Origin of the sequence: Pseudomonas sp. TWR1-1-4 (assembly GCF_049897165.1) — a bacterium.
Taxonomy (GTDB): Bacteria; Pseudomonadota; Gammaproteobacteria; order Pseudomonadales; family Pseudomonadaceae; genus Aquipseudomonas; species Aquipseudomonas canadensis.
In genome coordinates this window covers 666,855-683,480 of the sequence record NZ_JAFCVS010000001.1, presented here as the reverse complement: position 1 = coordinate 683,480, position 16,626 = coordinate 666,855, and the positions used below count along the sequence as shown (strand labels likewise).

Here is a 16,626-nt window from a genome sequence, read left to right as displayed (position 1 = left end):
AGGCCTTCTGATTATGTTTATCAACTGAATGCGGAGTATCCGAACATGCCAAAGATGAAGACTAAAAGTGGTGCTGCTAAGCGGTTTCTGAAAACTGCTAACGGTATCAAGCACAAGCACGCTTTCAAGAGCCACATCCTGACCAAAATGTCGACCAAGCGTAAGCGTCAACTGCGCGGTAGCAGCTTGCTGCATCCGTCTGACGTGGCAAAAGTCGAGCGCATGCTGCGCCTTCGTTAATTTTTGGATCAAGAATAGAGGAAGTAACTCATGGCTCGTGTAAAGCGTGGCGTCATTGCCCGTAAACGTCACAAAAAAATTCTGAAACTTGCTAAAGGCTACTACGGCGCGCGTTCACGCGTATTCCGTGTTGCCAAGCAAGCGGTAATCAAGGCAGGCCAATACGCCTACCGCGACCGTCGTCAGAAAAAACGTCAGTTCCGCGCTCTGTGGATCGCTCGTATCAACGCTGGTGCACGTGTTAACGGTCTGTCCTACAGCCGTTTCATCGCTGGCCTGAAAAAAGCTTCCATCGAGATCGACCGTAAGGTTCTGGCCGAACTGGCAGTGAACGAAAAAGCGGTGTTTGCTGCGATTGTCGAGAAAGCTAAAGCCACTCTGGCTTAAGTACCCCCGACAATCACCCTGGGTTACGTCTGTAGCCCAAGGTGGTAAACGTCTTAAATAGGGGAAGAGCCTTCAAGCTCTTCCCCTATTTTGTATCTGGAGTCTGTACATGGAAAACCTGGACGCGCTCGTCGCCCAAGCCCTTGAGGCTGTGCAAAGCGCTGAAGATATCAATGCCCTGGAGCAAATCCGGGTTCACTACCTTGGCAAGAAAGGTGAATTGACTCAGGTGATGAAGACCCTGGGGAATTTGCCGGCTGAAGAGCGTCCGCAAGTCGGTGCGCTGATCAACGTCGCCAAGGAGCGTGTCACAGAGGTACTCAATGCGCGCAAGGCGACCATGGAGGAGGCCGATCTCGCGGCCAAACTCGCCGCCGAGTCCATTGATGTAACCTTGCCTGGTCGCGGCCAGGCCTCGGGCGGTCTGCACCCGATCACCCGGACTCTGGAACGTATCGAGCAGTTCTTCACCCACATTGGCTACGGCATTGCCGAAGGCCCCGAGGTCGAAGACGATTATCACAACTTCGAGGCGCTCAACATCCCAGGCCATCACCCGGCCCGGTCGATGCACGACACCTTCTATTTCAACGCGAACATGCTGTTGCGCACCCATACCTCTCCGGTACAGGTCCGCACCATGGAAGCGAACAAGCCGCCGATCCGCATTGTCTGCCCAGGCCGTGTGTACCGTAGCGACTCCGATATCACCCACTCGCCGATGTTCCACCAGGTCGAAGGCCTGCTGGTTGATCGCGACATCAACTTCGCCGACCTCAAAGGCACCATCGAAGAATTCCTGCGGGTGTTCTTCGAGAAGGAGTTGGCGGTGCGGTTCCGCCCATCGTTCTTCCCGTTCACCGAGCCATCCGCTGAAGTCGATATGGAATGCGTGATGTGCAGCGGCAAAGGCTGCCGCGTTTGCAAGCAGACCGGCTGGCTGGAAGTCATGGGCTGCGGCATGGTTCACCCTAACGTGCTGCGCATGTCCGGCATCGATCCAGAAGAGTTCTCGGGCTTTGCCTTCGGCATGGGCGTTGAGCGTCTGGCCATGCTGCGTTACGGCGTGAACGACTTGCGTCTGTTCTTCGACAACGACTTGCGGTTCCTCGCGCAATTTCGCTAGTCGTAACGAATCTTTAGGAGAGCAGGATGAAATTCAGTGAACAATGGCTGCGTGGCTGGGTAAGCCCGCAGGTAGATCGCGACGCGTTGGTTGCGCGTCTGTCGATGGCCGGTCTTGAGGTCGATAGCGTTACGCCCGCCGCCGGTGTTTTCAGCGGTGTGGTCGTGGGCGAGGTGCTAAGCACCGAACAACACCCCGATGCCGACAAATTGCGTGTGTGCCAGGTCAGCAATGGCGCGGAAACCTTCCAGGTCGTGTGCGGAGCGCCAAACGTGCGCCCGGGCCTGAAGATTCCGTTCGCCATGATCGGTGCCGAGTTGCCGGGCGACTTCAAGATCAAGAAGGCCAAGCTGCGTGGCGTTGAGTCCAACGGCATGCTGTGCTCCCAGGCCGAGCTGCAAGTCGGTGAGGGCAACGATGGCCTGATGGAGCTACCGGCCGATGCGCCAGTGGGCCAGGACATCCGCGTTTACCTTGACCTGGAAGACGCCAGCATCGAGGTCGACCTGACCCCGAACCGCGGCGACTGCCTGTCCCTGGCGGGCCTGGCGCGTGAAGTGGGCGCGCTGTACAACGCCCCAGTCACCCGTCCAGTGGTTGCCGCCGTGCCGGCTGTGCACGACGAAGTACGCCCGATTGACGTGCTGGCGCCAAACGCCTGCCCGCGTTACCTGGGCCGTGTGATCCGCAACGTCGACCTGTCCAAGCCAACCCCGCTGTGGATGGTTGAACGCCTGCGTCGTGCCGACGTTCGCAGCATCGACGCCGCGGTCGACATCACCAACTACGTGATGCTGGAGCTGGGTCAACCGCTGCACGCGTTCGACCTCGCCGAAATCAACGGCGGCATTCGTGTACGTATGGCCGAAGAAGGCGAGAAGCTGGTATTGCTCGACGGTCAGGAAGTCAGCCTGCGTGCCGACACCCTGGTCATCGCCGATCACTCCCGCGCCCTGGCGATTGCCGGCGTGATGGGTGGCGAGCACAGCGGTGTGTCCGCTACTACCCGTGACGTGTTCCTTGAGAGTGCGTTCTTCGACCAGATCGCCATCGCCGGCAAGGCCCGTTCCTATGGCCTGCACACCGATGCTTCGCACCGCTACGAGCGTGGCGTGGACTGGAATCTCGCCCGTGAAGCCATGGAGCGCGCCACTGGCCTGCTACTGGAAATCACCGGTGGCGAAGCCGGCCCGATCACCGAAACCGTCAACGAACAGTTCCTGCCGTCCGTTGCACCGATCACTCTGCGCGCCAAGAGTGTCGAGCAGATGCTTGGCCTGGTCATCGAGCCGGCTGAAATCGAGCAACTGTTGTCGGCCCTCGGTCTGGCTATTTCCTCGAGTGGGGAAGGGCAGTGGCACGTTGAAGTACCAAGCCATCGCTTCGATATCAGCCTGGAGGTCGACCTCATCGAAGAGCTGGCCCGCCTCTACGGCTACAACCGCCTGCCGGTCCGTTATCCGCAAGCGCGCCTGGCGCCACAACCAAAGGCCGAGGCGCGTGCGCACCTGCCTGAGCTGCGTCGCCTGCTGGTTGCCCGTGGTTATCAGGAAGCGGTGACCTACAGCTTCATCGATCCCAAGCAGTTCGAGCTGTTCAACCCAGGCGTCGAGCCACTGTTGCTGGCCAACCCGATCTCCAACGACATGGCAGCCATGCGTTCGTCGCTGTGGCCAGGCTTGGTGAAAGCCCTTTCCCATAACCTGAACCGTCAGCAAGATCGGGTGCGCATGTTCGAAAGTGGCCTGCGTTTCGTAGGACAGTTGGACGGCCTGAAACAAGAACCGATGTTGGCTGGCGTGGTCTGCGGTAGCCGTCTGCCGGAAGGCTGGGCGCAGGGCCGCGATGCCGTGGACTTCTTTGACGTCAAGGCTGACGTGGAAGCGGTGCTGGGTTTTGCCGGTGCGCTGGATGCATTCACCTTCCTGCCGGGCAGCCATCCAGCGTTGCACCCGGGCCAGACTGCGCGCATCGAGCGTGAAGGGCGCCTGGTGGGCTTCGTCGGCGCCATTCACCCTGAGCTGTCGAAAACCCTCGGTCTCGACCGTCCGGTCTTCGTATTTGAACTGGTTTTGGCTGAAGTGGCTTCAGGCAAAATGCCTAAATTCAGCGAGCTGTCGCGCTTCCCTGAAGTGCGCCGTGACCTGGCCTTGATTGCCGACCGTGGAGTGGCCGCCACTGCCGTTCTGGATGTAATCCGTGAAAATGCAGGGGAATGGCTGACAGACCTCAGGCTATTTGACGTCTATCAGGGTAAAGGTATTGATCCGCATAGAAAAAGCCTTGCAGTTGGCTTGACCTGGCAGCATCCATCGCGCACTCTTAATGACGATGAGGTGAATACCACGACACAAAATATCCTCACCTCGCTCGAACAAAGGTTGAACGCCACGTTAAGGAAGTGACGTATGGGGGCTTTGACGAAAGCTGAGATGGCGGAACGTCTGTACGAAGAGTTGGGTCTGAACAAGCGCGAGGCCAAGGAATTGGTCGAGCTGTTTTTTGAAGAGATCAGACACGCTCTGGAAGACAACGAGCAGGTCAAATTGTCCGGTTTCGGCAACTTTGACCTGCGGGACAAACGCCAGCGGCCTGGCCGCAATCCAAAAACGGGAGAAGAAATCCCGATCACGGCTCGCCGTGTGGTCACCTTTCGTCCAGGGCAGAAGTTGAAGGCCCGAGTTGAGGCTTATGCTGGAACCAAGTCATAACGACGAGCTACCCGTCATCCCAGGCAAACGCTACTTCACCATTGGTGAAGTCAGCGAGCTCTGTGCGGTAAAACCGCACGTGCTGCGCTATTGGGAGCAGGAGTTTCCTCAACTCAACCCCGTCAAACGCACCGGGAACCGTCGGTATTATCAGCGCCAGGATGTGCTGATGATCCGACAGATCCGCGCGTTGCTGTACGACCAAGGGTTCACCATCAGCGGCGCGCGCCAGCGTATGTCCGGTGATGAAGCCAAAGACGACACCACCCAATACAAACAAATGATCCGCCAGATGATTGCAGAACTTGAAGATGTGCTGGTAGTGCTGAAGAAGTGATTCAAGCTTTTAAAATACTTCCACATTTCAAAAGCTTGCGGTATATTCCGGATCGCTTCGTCAAGAAGCAAACCCAGTAACACGCCTAGTCGGGGCGTAGCGCAGTCCGGTAGCGCACTAGCATGGGGTGCTAGGGGTCGAGTGTTCGAATCACTCCGTCCCGACCATATATTTCAATGACTTAGCCCAACCTGAAAAGGTTGGGCTTTTTCATGCCCGAAAAAACCCCACATTTACCCCTGCAGAATTTTCGACCATTTCGTGATGCCGCCTCGTTGTAAGCGCGCGAGATATTTAGCACTGACAAGAATGCTTCTTGATAGCGACTTTGGCAGGGCCTTTGGTGTTAAGCGTTCCCCCTCGCACCATCACGGAATACCTTGTTACAACCATTTGCCCCTGGGCATAGTCGGCATAGAACTTCGGCCTTTTGTTCTCCTCCAAATTCCAGGCGTGTTTTAAACCGTGAGCGCCTGCTGACAACCCACAGAGGTTCACACAATGAAAATGACACTACCCGCCCTGGTTTTGGGCGCCTTCATTTCGCAAGGAGCGATGGCCGCCGGAGATGGCACAGCCGCTCTTGGAGGCGGCGTTGGTGGTGCACTTGGCAATATCGTAGGTCAACAGCTCGGTGGCTCAACGGGCGCAGCGGTAGGCGCAGGTGTTGGTGGTGCCGCCGGCAGTGCTGTCGGCGCTCAACGAGGCAACAGAGCGGAAGCTGCGCTAGGTGGCGGCATTGGCTCAGCCGGTGGCTCGCTCATTGGTAATCGCCTCGGAGGCACAACTGGGTCGACTATCGGCGCCGGTGTAGGTGGTGCAGCAGGCGGCGCGCTGGGGAATAACCTGGCAGATGATGAGAACAGTCATCGATCAGATGGTAAGAAGCACAAAAGCAACAACAAGCATAAACACAAGAACAAGCATCGTTAGCCCCTGACGTTGTTACATTGAAGCCCGGCCCAGCGCCGGGCTTCTTGTATCTGCCATTTGTAGAGCTATCAACACGGGGACCTGCCCTCAACATCCGCCAGGGTGGCATGGGGAACAATACTGTCCGGAGTTATCGAGGTGTCAGACAGGTTTAAACCCCGATGTCATCACCCATAACCTTATCGGACATCAATTCGAACGACGGCAGTATCCGCGTGAAGTCGCGCTGATCGACCCCGTTACTTACGCCCACAGATGGGGCGCTTTCTGAGCCATTTGGTAGCAGCCTCCTACGTATGCTTTTCACTCAACTACCAACATTTTTCCGCGACTTCATCTGAATCAATCACTTGGCCCATCGCCAGGTCAGTTGGCACACATCCTGCTATTTTGTATTTATGGATAATTGGATACAAAAATTCAAAAGGTGCTGCCGATGCAATTTGCCCCCGCTTATGTTGACCGCCAGCCTCTCACCGCCGAGGAGGAGGCCTACAACTTCCTGCTCGACGCCATTTGCGGTGGTCGCTACCGCAAGGGCGACCGGCTGATTGCCGAAGACATCGCCAGCGAAATTGGCATGAGCCGCATGCCAGTGCGCGAAGCCTTCCGTCGTCTGGATGCTCAAGGTTTGGTAACCCTCAGACCCAACCGGGGCGCCGTGGTCAGCGGCCTGGATATCGATGAATTGCACGAAGTGTTCGAGATGCGCAGCGCCCTCGAAGGCCTGGCGGTGCGCGTGGCAGTCGCACGCATCGGCGAACGCCAATTGGCCGCACTGGAGCGCCTGCTCGACGAAATGGACGATTACCGCGACGAAAGTGCCGCCTGGGTCAGCCGCCACCGCGCCTTCCACGAATACCTGTGCAGCCTCAGTGGCCGCCCGCGTTTGATGAAACAGATCTCGGCGCTGTACTCGCTGGTGGAAGCGCCCATGCGCCTGTGGCTGCAGCACGGCGAAAAACCCCTCAGCGCCCGCCAGGAACACGCGGTGATCCTCGATGCCATCCGTTCCGGTGACGCGGCCCGCGCCGAGGCGGTCGTGCGCGAGCACATCGAGGGGACCGTGCCAGCGCTGATCCAATTCCTGCAAGCCGAACAATAAGAAAGACCTGCTGTGTTTTGACTTTGAGTCCTGCCCCGTTAACCAACGAACTGGAGTATCTGGTCATGCATAAACGCCGCGCCTTGCTGGTGGCTGTCTCCCTCGGCCTCTGTACCCAATGGGCCATTGCCGCGCCCCAGGTGCCGGAGCGCCTGAAGAGCGTCGATAAACTGGTGTATTGCTCGGGGATGGATTCGCCGCCCCTGGTGTCCTTCGATGAAGCGCAGAAACCGCGCGGACTCACCGTCGATCTCGGGCTCGAGATTGCCAAGCGCCTGGGCGACAAACAGCTGCAGTGGCGGGTGATTCCGTTCTCCGGCCTGGTGCCGGCGTTGCTTGCGCAGCAGTGTGACATGATCGTCGACCAGCTGTTCGACAAGCCCGAGCGGCGGCAGGTGATCGACATCGTCAACTACATGTATTCCAGCCAGTCGGTGGTGGTGCCCAAGGGCAATCCCAAAGGCATCAAGGCCCTGGATGACTTGTCCGGGCACAAGGTTGCGGTGCTCAACGGTTCCACCATCAAGACCCTGCTGGACGCGCAAAACGACAGCCTGACCAAGGCCGGCAAGCCGCCGATGAAGCTGGTGGTGTACAACACCGATACCGATGCCTTCCAGGCCCTGCGCATCAGCCAGGTCGACGCCTACGGCACCACCGTGGAAACCGCCGGTTACTACGCCGCGATGGCCCCGGACCTGTTCGAGGAAGGCGTGCCGGCCTTCAGCCGCATCCTCACCGGCCTGGGCATGCGCAAGGACGACCCGCAACTCACCGCCGCCGTGCAGCAAGTGATCAGTGACATGCGCAGCGATGGCAGCTATGTGGCGTTGCTGAACAAATGGCATGTCAGCAGTGACACTCTCGACTGAGGTTGCCCGCCATGAACTTCAATTGGGATGTGTTCTGGCAGTACCTGTTGCAGCCCAGCGGGGTGTACCTCACCGGGCTGTGGCTGACCTGCCTGATCGCGGTGTCAGCGATGTTGCTGGGCTGCGTGCTGGGCCTGGCGGCGGCGCTGTTGCGCCTGTCAAAGAACCCGCTGCTGCACCTGCCGGTGCGCTTTTACGTGTGGTTGATGCGCGGCACGCCGTTGCTGGTGCAGATCGTGTTTCTCTACACCGCGCTGGCGGCGGGCGGGATTTTCCGCTTTGAGGACATCGACCTGTTCGGCCTGGTCGTGCCCGGCAATATCCAGGCGGCGATCATCGCCCTGGGCCTCAACGAAGGCGCCTACATGGCCGAAATCATCCGCGCCGGCATCGGTGCGGTTGACAAGGGCCAATACGAAGCCGGGCGCTCCCTGGGCATGGGCTTTGCCAAGCTGATGCGGCGCATTGTGCTGCCCCAGGCGTTCCGCGTGATCGTGCCGCCGCTGGGCAACGAGTTCAACGTGATGCTCAAGAACACCACCCTGGTCAGCGTGATCGGCGTGCAGGAATTACTGCTCAGCACGCAGATGGTCACCTCGGCCACGTTCCGCGTGTTCGAGCTGTACCTGGTGGTGGCGATCTACTTCCTGATGCTCACCACGCTCTGGGGCTTCTTCCAGCGCTGGCTGGAGGCGCGTTTCGGCCAGTCCGACCGGCCTTCCGCGCCGCCACCGGCGTCCAGCCGCATGTTCGGGCGCAGCACCTTGAAACTGCTGAGGGGACGATAACCATGGCGCACCACAGTGAAGAACTGATCATCGAAGCGTTGGATATCCACAAGTCGTTCGGTACGCTGCAGATCCTCAAGGGGATTTCCCTGCAAGTACGGCGCGGTGAGGTGGTGGTGCTGATCGGCGCCTCGGGTTCGGGCAAGACCACCTTTATCCGCTGCATCAACCTGCTGGAAGACATCCAGGGCGGGCGTATCCGCGTCAACGGCCGCGCCATGGGTTATCGCGAGCGCAGCGACGGCAGCCTGGTGCGCGACTCGGAGCGTAACATTGCCCGCCAGCGCCGCGACATCGGCATGGTGTTCCAGCGCTTCAACCTGTTCCCGCATATGACCGCGCTGGAAAACATCATCGAAGCGCCGATCCAGGTACTCGGCACGCCACGCGCCGAAGCCTTGGAACAGGCCCGTGGATTACTGGCGCGGGTCGGTCTGGCGGACAAAGCCAACCACTACCCATCGATGCTCTCCGGCGGCCAGCAGCAACGGGTGGCCATCGCCCGTGCCCTGGCGATGAAACCCCAGGCCATGCTGTTCGACGAACCCACCAGTGCCCTCGACCCGGAAACCGTCGGCGAAGTGCTGCAGGTGATGAAGGAGCTGGCCGAGGAGGGCATGACCATGGTGGTGGTCACCCACGAAATGGGCTTCGCCCGTGAAGTGGCCGACCGCGTGGTGGTGCTCGACCAGGGCGAACTCATCGAACAAGGGCCGCCTGAGCAGATTTTCAGCCGCCCCAGCCATCCCCGTACCCGAGCTTTTCTCAGCCGCGTGTTATGACCTTTTGGAAGAGCCTCTGCCATGTTTGAATTTTCTGCTCATGAGTACCCTTATCCCTCGCAGCGCCAGAGCGTGTTTGCCCAGCGTGGCATGGTCGCGGCGTCCCAGCCCCTGGCCGCCCAGGCCGGTATCGAGGTCATGCAGAAGGGCGGTAACGCCATCGATGCTGCCATTGCCACGGCGGCCGCTTTGACGGTGGTGGAGCCCACCGGCTGCGGCCTCGGCGGCGATGCGTTTGCCCTGGTCTGGTGCAAGGGCCAGTTGCACGGTTTGAATGGTAACGGCCATGCGCCGGCTGCCTTGAGTGTCGAGGCGGTCAAGGCCGCCGGGCATGACCAAATGCCGCTGTATGGCTGGACGCCGGTTACGGTGCCGGGTTGCCCGTCGGCTTGGGCCGAGCTGTCCCAGCGTTTCGGCAAATTGCCGTTTGCCCAGTTGCTGCAACCGGCCATCCGCCTGGCGCGCGACGGTTTCCCGCTGTCGCCGGTAGTCGCCCATCAATGGCAACTCACCCTGGAAGAATTCGCGCCCCATCGTGACGGGGCGCTGGACGCCTGGTTCGACACCTTCCTGATCGACGGCCGCGCGCCACGGGCCGGGGAGATGTTTCGCAACCCGGCCCAGGCCCGTACCCTCGAAGAACTGGCGAACACCCGTTGCGAAAGCCTGTATCGCGGTGCCCTGGCCGAACGGTTGGACGCGCATTCCAAGGCCAGCGGCGGCTACCTGCGCGCCAGCGATCTCAAGGATTACCGCGCCGAGTGGGTGGAGCCGATCCACGTCAGCTACCGGGGCGTGGACGTGTGGGAAATCCCACCCAGCGGCCAGGGTTTGGTGGCGTTGATGGCGCTGAAAATCCTCGAAGGCTTCAGCTTCGATCACCGCGACAGCCAGCAGACCTGGCACCGCCAATTGGAGGCGATGAAACTCGCCTACAGCGACGGCCTGCACTACATCACCGACCCGCTGCACATGCGCGTAGCCGTCGCTGACCTGCTCAGCGATGACTACAGCCGCCGTCGCCGTGGACAAATCGGCGAGCAGGCCCAGGCGCCCAAACCCGGCGACCCTCACGCCAGCGGCACGGTGTACCTGGCCACGGCCGACGCCGAAGGCAATATGGTTTCGTTTATCCAGAGCAACTACCACGGCTTCGGCTCCGGCGTGGTGCTGCCCGACAGCGGCATCGCCCTGCAAAACCGTGGGCAGGAGTTCAGCCTCGACCCGACGCACGCCAACTGCCTGGCACCGGGCAAGAAAACCTTCCACACCATCATCCCCGGCTTTCTCACCAAGGACGGCCAGGCCCTCGGCCCGTTCGGCGTGATGGGCGGCTACATGCAGCCCCAGGGTCACGTGCAGATGGTGATGAACCTGGTGGATTTCGGCCTCAACCCGCAAGCGGCGCTGGATGCGCCACGCTGGCAATGGCTGGGTGACATGAAGGTCGGCATCGAACAGGGCGCGTCCCGCGACTTGGCCAACGCCTTGGCACGGCGCGGACATCAGGTGCAGATCGCCAGCGACCTCACTGACTACGGGCGCGGGCAGATCATCCTGCGCGACCCGGTCAGTGGTGTATTGTGCGGCGGCACCGAGCCGAGGGCGGATTCAACGATCGCAGTGTGGTAAGCAAAAAAAATTGGCGGAGCCTGTCCCTTTTTTTCATCTCGCCTGTCATTCCAGGCAAGTGAACACTATTGAGAGCTTCCGCCAATGCCCGTCGTCCGCCCCTTGCTGAAACTGAGCCTGCTGCTGAGCCTCAGCGCCAGTCCGTTCTTCGCCGCCGTCAGCTACGCCGAAGACACCGCCACCCGCCGCAGCTACCAAGTGCCCGCCGGCAGCCTGAGTGCGGCGCTCACCCGCTTCGCCGGGTTGGCGGGCGTCAACCTGTCGGTGGACCCGGCCTTGGTCAGCGGGCGTAGTAGCAGCGGCTTGTCCGGCGAATATGGGGTAGAGGAGGGCTTTGCCCGCTTGCTGCAAGGCTCTGGCCTGCAACTGCAGTCGATGGGCGCGCAGGCCTACATGTTGATACCGGCGCCGGACGGCAGCAGCCTTGAGTTGGCCCCGACGTCGATCCTCGGCACCACCGGCCTGTATGACGGCGACACCTACGCCGGCGGCCAGGTAGCGCGCCGCACGGCCCAGGGCATGCTCGGCACGCGGGACTTCATGGAAACCCCGTTCAGCATCACCACCTACACCGCTGACGCGGTAAAGAACCAACAGGCCCGCACCCTAGGCGACCTGATCGCCGCCGACCCCTCGGTGCGCGCCACAAACCCGGCGGGTGGACGCTACGAGCAATTCACCATTCGCGGCTTCAGCCTGTTCAACAGTGACGTGGCCTACAACGGCCTGTATGGCGTGCTGCCGACCTACACCATCGACATGGAAATGGCCGACCGCGTCGACATCCTCAAGGGCCCGAGCCAGTTGATCAATGGCATCTCGCCGCGTGGCAGCGTGGGCGGCGGGATCAACGTGGTGCCCAAGCGCGCCACTGACAAGGACATCAACTCGTTTACCGGCAATTGGGCGTCCGACAGCCAGGCCGGCGGCGCGGTGGACATTGGCCGGCGCTTTGGCGAAGACAACCAGTTCGGCATCCGCTTCAACGGCGTGAAGCAGTCCGGCGACACCGAGTGGGATCACCAAAGCGTCGACCGCGAAATGGCCGTGCTGGGCCTGGATTTCCGTGGCGAACGCCTGCGCCTTTCCACCGACATCGGCCACACCGAGCGCGACACCGATGCACCGCAAGAGCGCGTACAGGTGGCGGCCGCAGCGCCGGTGCCCAGTGCCAATGACGTGCGCCGCAACTATGCGCAATCCTGGAGCAAGGCCCGCACCAACGACACGTTCGGCACGGTCAATGCCGAGTACGACCTCAGCGACAACGTGATGCTCTACGGCGGCGTGGGCGCGCGTAAAAGCAACCACGATTTCCTGCGTCACGCGGTATCCGTCAGCAATGCGGCCGGTGATTTCGCAGTGTCGCCTCGCGACTTCACGCGCGATGAAAACGTGCGCACCTACACCGCTGGCGTGCGCAACTGGTTCCACACCGGGCCGGTAAGCCATGAGGTCAACCTGGCCGCCAGTTACTTCGACATGGACTTCACCAACGGCGGCGCGCGTTATACGTCACCCTCGAGCAACCTCTACAATCCCGTGCAAACCCCGACGCCTTCACGGCCGACGCGGTTTGATCCCAAGGTCTATACCGAAAACAAATTTACCGGCGTCGCCTTGTCCGACACCTTGGGCTTTTTCGACGACCGTCTGCTGCTCACCCTCGGTGCACGCTGGCAGCGCGTGAAGGTCGATGACTGGAGCGACGGCGTCAAAGGCGCCACGGCCTACGACGAAGAAAAGGTTTCGCCGTCGGGCGGCATCCTGTTCAAGGCCACCGACAAACTGTCGCTGTACGCCAATTACATGGAAGGCCTGAGCCAGGGCAAGATCGCGCCGTCCACCTCGATCAACGAAGACCAGATCTTCCCGCCGTTCATCAGTCGCCAGGTGGAAGTGGGCGCCAAATACGACGCTGGCGCGTTCGCCGTGACCGCCGCGGTGTTCCGCATCAAGCAACCAGCCTATGAAACCAACGCCACCACGCGTGTATTCGGGCCTAACGGCAAGCGCGAGAACTCAGGCGTAGAACTGAGCGTGTTCGGCGAACCGCTCAAGGGCTTCCGCCTGCTTGGCGGGGTGATGTACATCGACAGTGAGCTGAAAGACACCACCAACGGCACCTGGGACGGCAACCGCGCCCCGGCCACGCCCAAGTACAACGTCAACCTGGGCGCTGAATGGGATGTGCCGGGCCTCGAAGGCCTGACCCTGACCAGCCGTGGGATCTATTCCAGCTCGCAGTACCTGGACCAGTCCAACGTCAAGGAAATCGACGCCTGGAACCGCCTCGACGTGGGGGCGCGCTACGGGTTCAAGGTGGACGATAAACACATCACCTTGCGGGCGAATGTGGAGAACGTCGCCGATAAGCGCTACTGGAGTTCGGCGGGTGCGTCGGACGATAGCGAGCCAGGCCTGACCTTGTCTACGCCGCGTACCTATCTGCTGTCGGCCACGGTCGACTTCTAACACGAGTCTTGTTGTGGGGACTGGCTTGTTGAGGTGAGCAGGCTGTTTGTAGTGACTTGGCTTGCTGTGGTGAGTGGCTTGTTGTGGTGAGCGGGCTTGCCCCGCGCTGGGCTGCGCAGCAGCCCCAACAAGAACACCACATCGTGTCAGGTAGAGCGAGGTGCCAGGTTTTGGGGCGGCTTCGCCACGCAGTGCGGGGCAAGCCCGCTCACCACAACAAGCCAGTTACCACAACAAACACACACTCGATTTCGGCGTTAATGAGAATGTTTTTTGATCACGCCGTCCCGATATGGAATAGTACCCGCCGTTTTCCCCGGCCTGTCTAGCTGGGGTGTTTTAACGCCGAGGTCCTTGTCATGCGAATGCTGCGCTCCATCCCCACCCTTGCCGCCTGCGTCCTGGCGTTGTCTTCAAGCCTGCTGAGCGCCGCCCCCATCGACCTCAACGACGGCCAGCACGCGGTGCATCTGCCCGATGTGCCCAAGCGTGTGGTGGTGCTGGAATTCTCTTTTCTCGACAGCCTGGCCGCCGTCGAGGTAACGCCCGTCGGCGCTGCCGATGATGGCGACGCCAATCGCGTGTTGCCCCGTGTGCGCCAGGCCATCGGCCAGTGGACGTCCGTGGGCTTGCGCTCGCAGCCGAGTATCGAGGAAATCGCCAGGCTCAAGCCCGACTTGATCGTCGCCGACCTCAACCGTCATCAGGCCTTGTACAGCGACCTGGCGAGCATCGCGCCGACCCTGTTGTTGCCGTCACGCGGCGAGGATTACCAGGGCAGCCTGAAATCCGCCGAGCTGATCGGCAAGGCGCTGGGCAAGAACGCGCAGATGGAAGCGCGGATCCAGAAGAACCGCGAGAACCTCAAGGCCATCGCGCAACAGATTCCGGCCGGCGCCAGCGTGTTGTTTGGCGTCGCCCGTGAAGACAGTTTCTCCGTGCACGGCCCGGACTCCTACGCCGGCAGCGTGCTCGAAGCCATTGGCCTGAAAGTCCCCTCGGTACGCGCCAATGCGGCGCCCACCGAGTTTGTCAGCCTGGAGCAACTGCTCGCCCTCGACCCTGGTTGGTTGTTGGTCGGTCATTACCGTCGCCCCAGCATCGTCGACAACTGGAGCAAGCAGCCGCTGTGGCAAGTGTTGGGGGCGGTGCGTAATAAACAGGTTGCGGAAGTGGACGGCGACAGCTGGGCACGCAATCGCGGTGTGCTGGCGTCGGAGCAGATCGCCGAGGATGCGCTGGCGATTCTCAAGGGCGGTAAAGCCGTATTGAGCCAATAAGCATGGGGCGAAGTTTCGCGGCGGCCGGCATTGTGCTGCTGGGTGGCGGGTTGTTCTGGCTGTCGCTGTACAGTTGGTCACCGTTCACGATCACGGCGGCGGATGCGTGGAATGGCCTGGTTCACCAAGGCAGCGTGGGCGGCAATATGGCCTACATCGTCGCCCAGTTGCGCGTGCCACGGGCGCTGTGTGCCGCGTTGGTCGGTGCTTGCCTGGGCCTGGCCGGTGCGTTGATGCAGGGCATTACCCGCAACCGCCTGGCCTCGCCGTCCTTGTTTGGTGTGACGGCGGGTGCGGCGTTGGGGCTGGCGTTGTTTTCCACTGGATTGGTCGCGCTGCCGTTTGCCGGCGGTGCCTTGTTGATGACCTGCCTGGGTGGCGCCCTGGCCTGGATCACGGTGTTCAGCCTCGGCGGCGCCTGGTCGCCGACCACCGCCCAGGGACGCCTGGTATTGGCCGGCGTAGCCGTGGCTGCGTTGTGCGCGGCATTGACCCGGCTCACTGTGATCCTGGTCGAGGCCCAGGCGCAAAGCGTGCTCAACTGGCTGGCCGGTTCCCTGGCCAATGTCGGCGCTGCCCAGGTGCAACTGCTGTGGCCGTGCACCTTGATCGGCGGCCTGTGGGCGCTGTGGTGCGCGCCGCGCTTGAACCTGATCAACCTCGGCGAAGACGCCGCACGCTCCCTGGGCGTGGGCATTGCTAGCCTGCGTTTGCAGGTATTCATCGCCAGCCTGTTGCTGGTGGGGGCGAGCGTCTGCGCGGTGGGGCCGATCGGGTTTGTCGGGTTGATCGCGCCGAATATCCTTCGCCAGTTTCTCGGTAATGACTACCGCTGGCTGATCCCCCTGAGCGCCGCGTTGGGTGCGGTGATCGTGCTGGGCGCCGACTTGCTCAGCCGCGCTGTGGCGTTTCCGGTGGAGACCCCGGCGGGTGTGGTCACCGCGCTGATTGGCGCGCCGTTCTTCCTTTTTCTTGCCAGGCGCGCCCTATGACCCGGCCACCCTTGCGCTTATGGCTGCTGCTCGGCCTGTTGCTGCTGGCGACGTTGATCAGCCTCAGCGCCGGCACTGTATGGCTCACCCCAGACACCGTGCTGGACCGCCTGCTGGCCCACGACGCCCTCGACTTCGAAGTCTGGAACCACCGCCTGCCCCGCAGTCTGATCGCGATTCTCGCAGGTGCAGCCTTCGGCCTGGCCGGGGCGATTGTGCAGGGCGTGATCCGCAACCCGCTGGCCTCACCGGAAATCCTCGGTGTGACCCAAGGCGCCGGGCTGGCGCTGACCGTGGCGATCATCAGTTGGCCGCATTTGCCGATTGTGTGGCTGCCGCTGGTGGCTTGTCTGGGCGGGGCCGGCGGTGCGTTGCTGCTGGCGCTGTACAACACCGGGGTGAGTTTTTCCGGGGTGCGGTTTGCCCTCTCCGGGGTGGCGATTGCGGTGACCTTGTCCAGTGTCACCGAGTTTCTGATCCTGTCCCATCCGCTGGATATCAACACCGCCTTGCTCGCCCTCACCGGCAGCCTATGGAGCCGCAACTGGCACCATGTGGCGCTGGTGTTGCCGTTCCTGGTGTTGATCCCGGTGGGGCTGTGCCTGGCCAAGCCGCTGAACCTGATCGCCCTCGGCGATGAAGCGGCCCATAGCCTCGGCACGCCACTCAGTCGCACACGCTGGTTGGCGATGGCCTGCGCGGTGCTGCTGACCAGCCTGGGCGTGGGGGTGATCGGGCCTATCGGTTTTATCGGCCTGGTCGCGCCGCACATGGCGCGGCGGTTGGTGGGCGGGCATCACCAGTACCTGCTGCCGGCGGCGATGCTGATCGGTGCGTTGCTGCTGGTGCTGGCCGACACGTTGGGGCGCACGTTGATCGCGCCCAGCGAAATCCCCGCCGGGGTGCTCACGGCGGTGATTGGCGCGCCGTATTTTCTTTGGTTGCTGGCACGGTTCAAGGGCTGAT

General features: G+C 61.4%; 16 protein-coding genes and 1 tRNA gene. All 17 read left to right on the top strand.

Features of this window, described 5'->3' with window-relative positions:
* Positions 1-45 precede the first annotated feature (45 nt).
* Positions 46-240, top strand: a complete 195-nt coding sequence (gene rpmI / locus ACP7C6_RS03190) for a 50S ribosomal protein L35 (RefSeq protein ID WP_002553160.1) — start codon at positions 46-48, stop codon at positions 238-240.
* Between the two features lie 30 nt (positions 241-270).
* Positions 271-627, top strand: coding sequence for a 50S ribosomal protein L20 (gene rplT / locus ACP7C6_RS03185; protein WP_003174975.1), 357 nt, complete (start codon positions 271-273; stop codon positions 625-627).
* Between the two features lie 109 nt (positions 628-736).
* Positions 737-1,753, top strand: a complete 1,017-nt coding sequence (gene pheS / locus ACP7C6_RS03180) for a phenylalanine--tRNA ligase subunit alpha (RefSeq protein ID WP_017737822.1) — start codon at positions 737-739, stop codon at positions 1,751-1,753.
* Positions 1,754-1,779: 26 nt separating this feature from the next.
* Positions 1,780-4,158, top strand: a complete 2,379-nt coding sequence (gene pheT / locus ACP7C6_RS03175; protein ID WP_426108252.1) for a phenylalanine--tRNA ligase subunit beta — start codon at positions 1,780-1,782, stop codon at positions 4,156-4,158.
* Between the two features lie 3 nt (positions 4,159-4,161).
* Positions 4,162-4,464: an integration host factor subunit alpha gene (gene ihfA / locus ACP7C6_RS03170; RefSeq protein WP_002553164.1), complete on the top strand. Its 303-nt coding sequence runs from the start codon at positions 4,162-4,164 to the stop codon at positions 4,462-4,464.
* A complete protein-coding gene (locus tag ACP7C6_RS03165; RefSeq protein ID WP_010209127.1) occupies positions 4,445-4,801 on the top strand; it encodes a MerR family transcriptional regulator in 357 nt (118 codons plus the stop codon). Before ihfA ends, ACP7C6_RS03165 begins: the two co-directional genes overlap by 20 nt.
* 90 nt (positions 4,802-4,891) lie before the next feature.
* Positions 4,892-4,968: transfer RNA gene (locus tag ACP7C6_RS03160), tRNA-Pro, on the top strand.
* 334 nt (positions 4,969-5,302) lie between these two features.
* The gene (locus tag ACP7C6_RS03155) at positions 5,303-5,734 is read left to right on the top strand and encodes a hypothetical protein (protein ID WP_122687056.1); all 432 of its coding nucleotides are present in this window, start codon (positions 5,303-5,305) and stop codon (positions 5,732-5,734) included.
* 436 nt (positions 5,735-6,170) lie between these two features.
* Positions 6,171-6,839: a GntR family transcriptional regulator gene (locus ACP7C6_RS03150; RefSeq protein WP_028617088.1), complete on the top strand. Its 669-nt coding sequence runs from the start codon at positions 6,171-6,173 to the stop codon at positions 6,837-6,839.
* A 65-nt stretch (positions 6,840-6,904) separates the two neighbouring features.
* The gene (locus tag ACP7C6_RS03145; protein WP_028617087.1) at positions 6,905-7,711 is read left to right on the top strand and encodes an ABC transporter substrate-binding protein; all 807 of its coding nucleotides are present in this window, start codon (positions 6,905-6,907) and stop codon (positions 7,709-7,711) included.
* 11 nt (positions 7,712-7,722) lie between these two features.
* Positions 7,723-8,499 carry an amino acid ABC transporter permease gene (locus ACP7C6_RS03140; protein ID WP_010209179.1) on the top strand — a complete coding sequence of 259 codons (777 nt, stop codon included), beginning with the start codon at positions 7,723-7,725 and terminating at the stop codon, positions 8,497-8,499.
* Positions 8,500-8,501: 2 nt separating this feature from the next.
* Positions 8,502-9,281, top strand: coding sequence for an amino acid ABC transporter ATP-binding protein (locus ACP7C6_RS03135; RefSeq protein WP_028617086.1), 780 nt, complete (start codon positions 8,502-8,504; stop codon positions 9,279-9,281).
* A 21-nt stretch (positions 9,282-9,302) separates the two neighbouring features.
* Positions 9,303-10,913, top strand: a complete 1,611-nt coding sequence (locus ACP7C6_RS03130) for a gamma-glutamyltransferase family protein (protein ID WP_122687054.1) — start codon at positions 9,303-9,305, stop codon at positions 10,911-10,913.
* 84 nt (positions 10,914-10,997) lie between these two features.
* Entirely contained in the window at positions 10,998-13,388 is a 2,391-nt protein-coding gene (locus tag ACP7C6_RS03125; RefSeq protein WP_028617084.1) for a TonB-dependent receptor, read from the top strand.
* A 365-nt stretch (positions 13,389-13,753) separates the two neighbouring features.
* Positions 13,754-14,668, top strand: coding sequence for a Fe(3+) dicitrate ABC transporter substrate-binding protein (locus ACP7C6_RS03120; RefSeq protein WP_370468618.1), 915 nt, complete (start codon positions 13,754-13,756; stop codon positions 14,666-14,668).
* Between the two features lie 2 nt (positions 14,669-14,670).
* Entirely contained in the window at positions 14,671-15,660 is a 990-nt protein-coding gene (gene fecC, locus ACP7C6_RS03115) for an iron-dicitrate ABC transporter permease FecC (protein ID WP_028617082.1), read from the top strand.
* On the top strand, positions 15,657-16,625 hold the full coding sequence (locus ACP7C6_RS03110) for an iron chelate uptake ABC transporter family permease subunit (RefSeq protein WP_068937163.1): 969 nt from the start codon (positions 15,657-15,659) through the stop codon (positions 16,623-16,625). The genes fecC and ACP7C6_RS03110 overlap by 4 nt, the downstream gene beginning before the upstream one ends.
* Position 16,626: the final 1 nt, after the last annotated feature.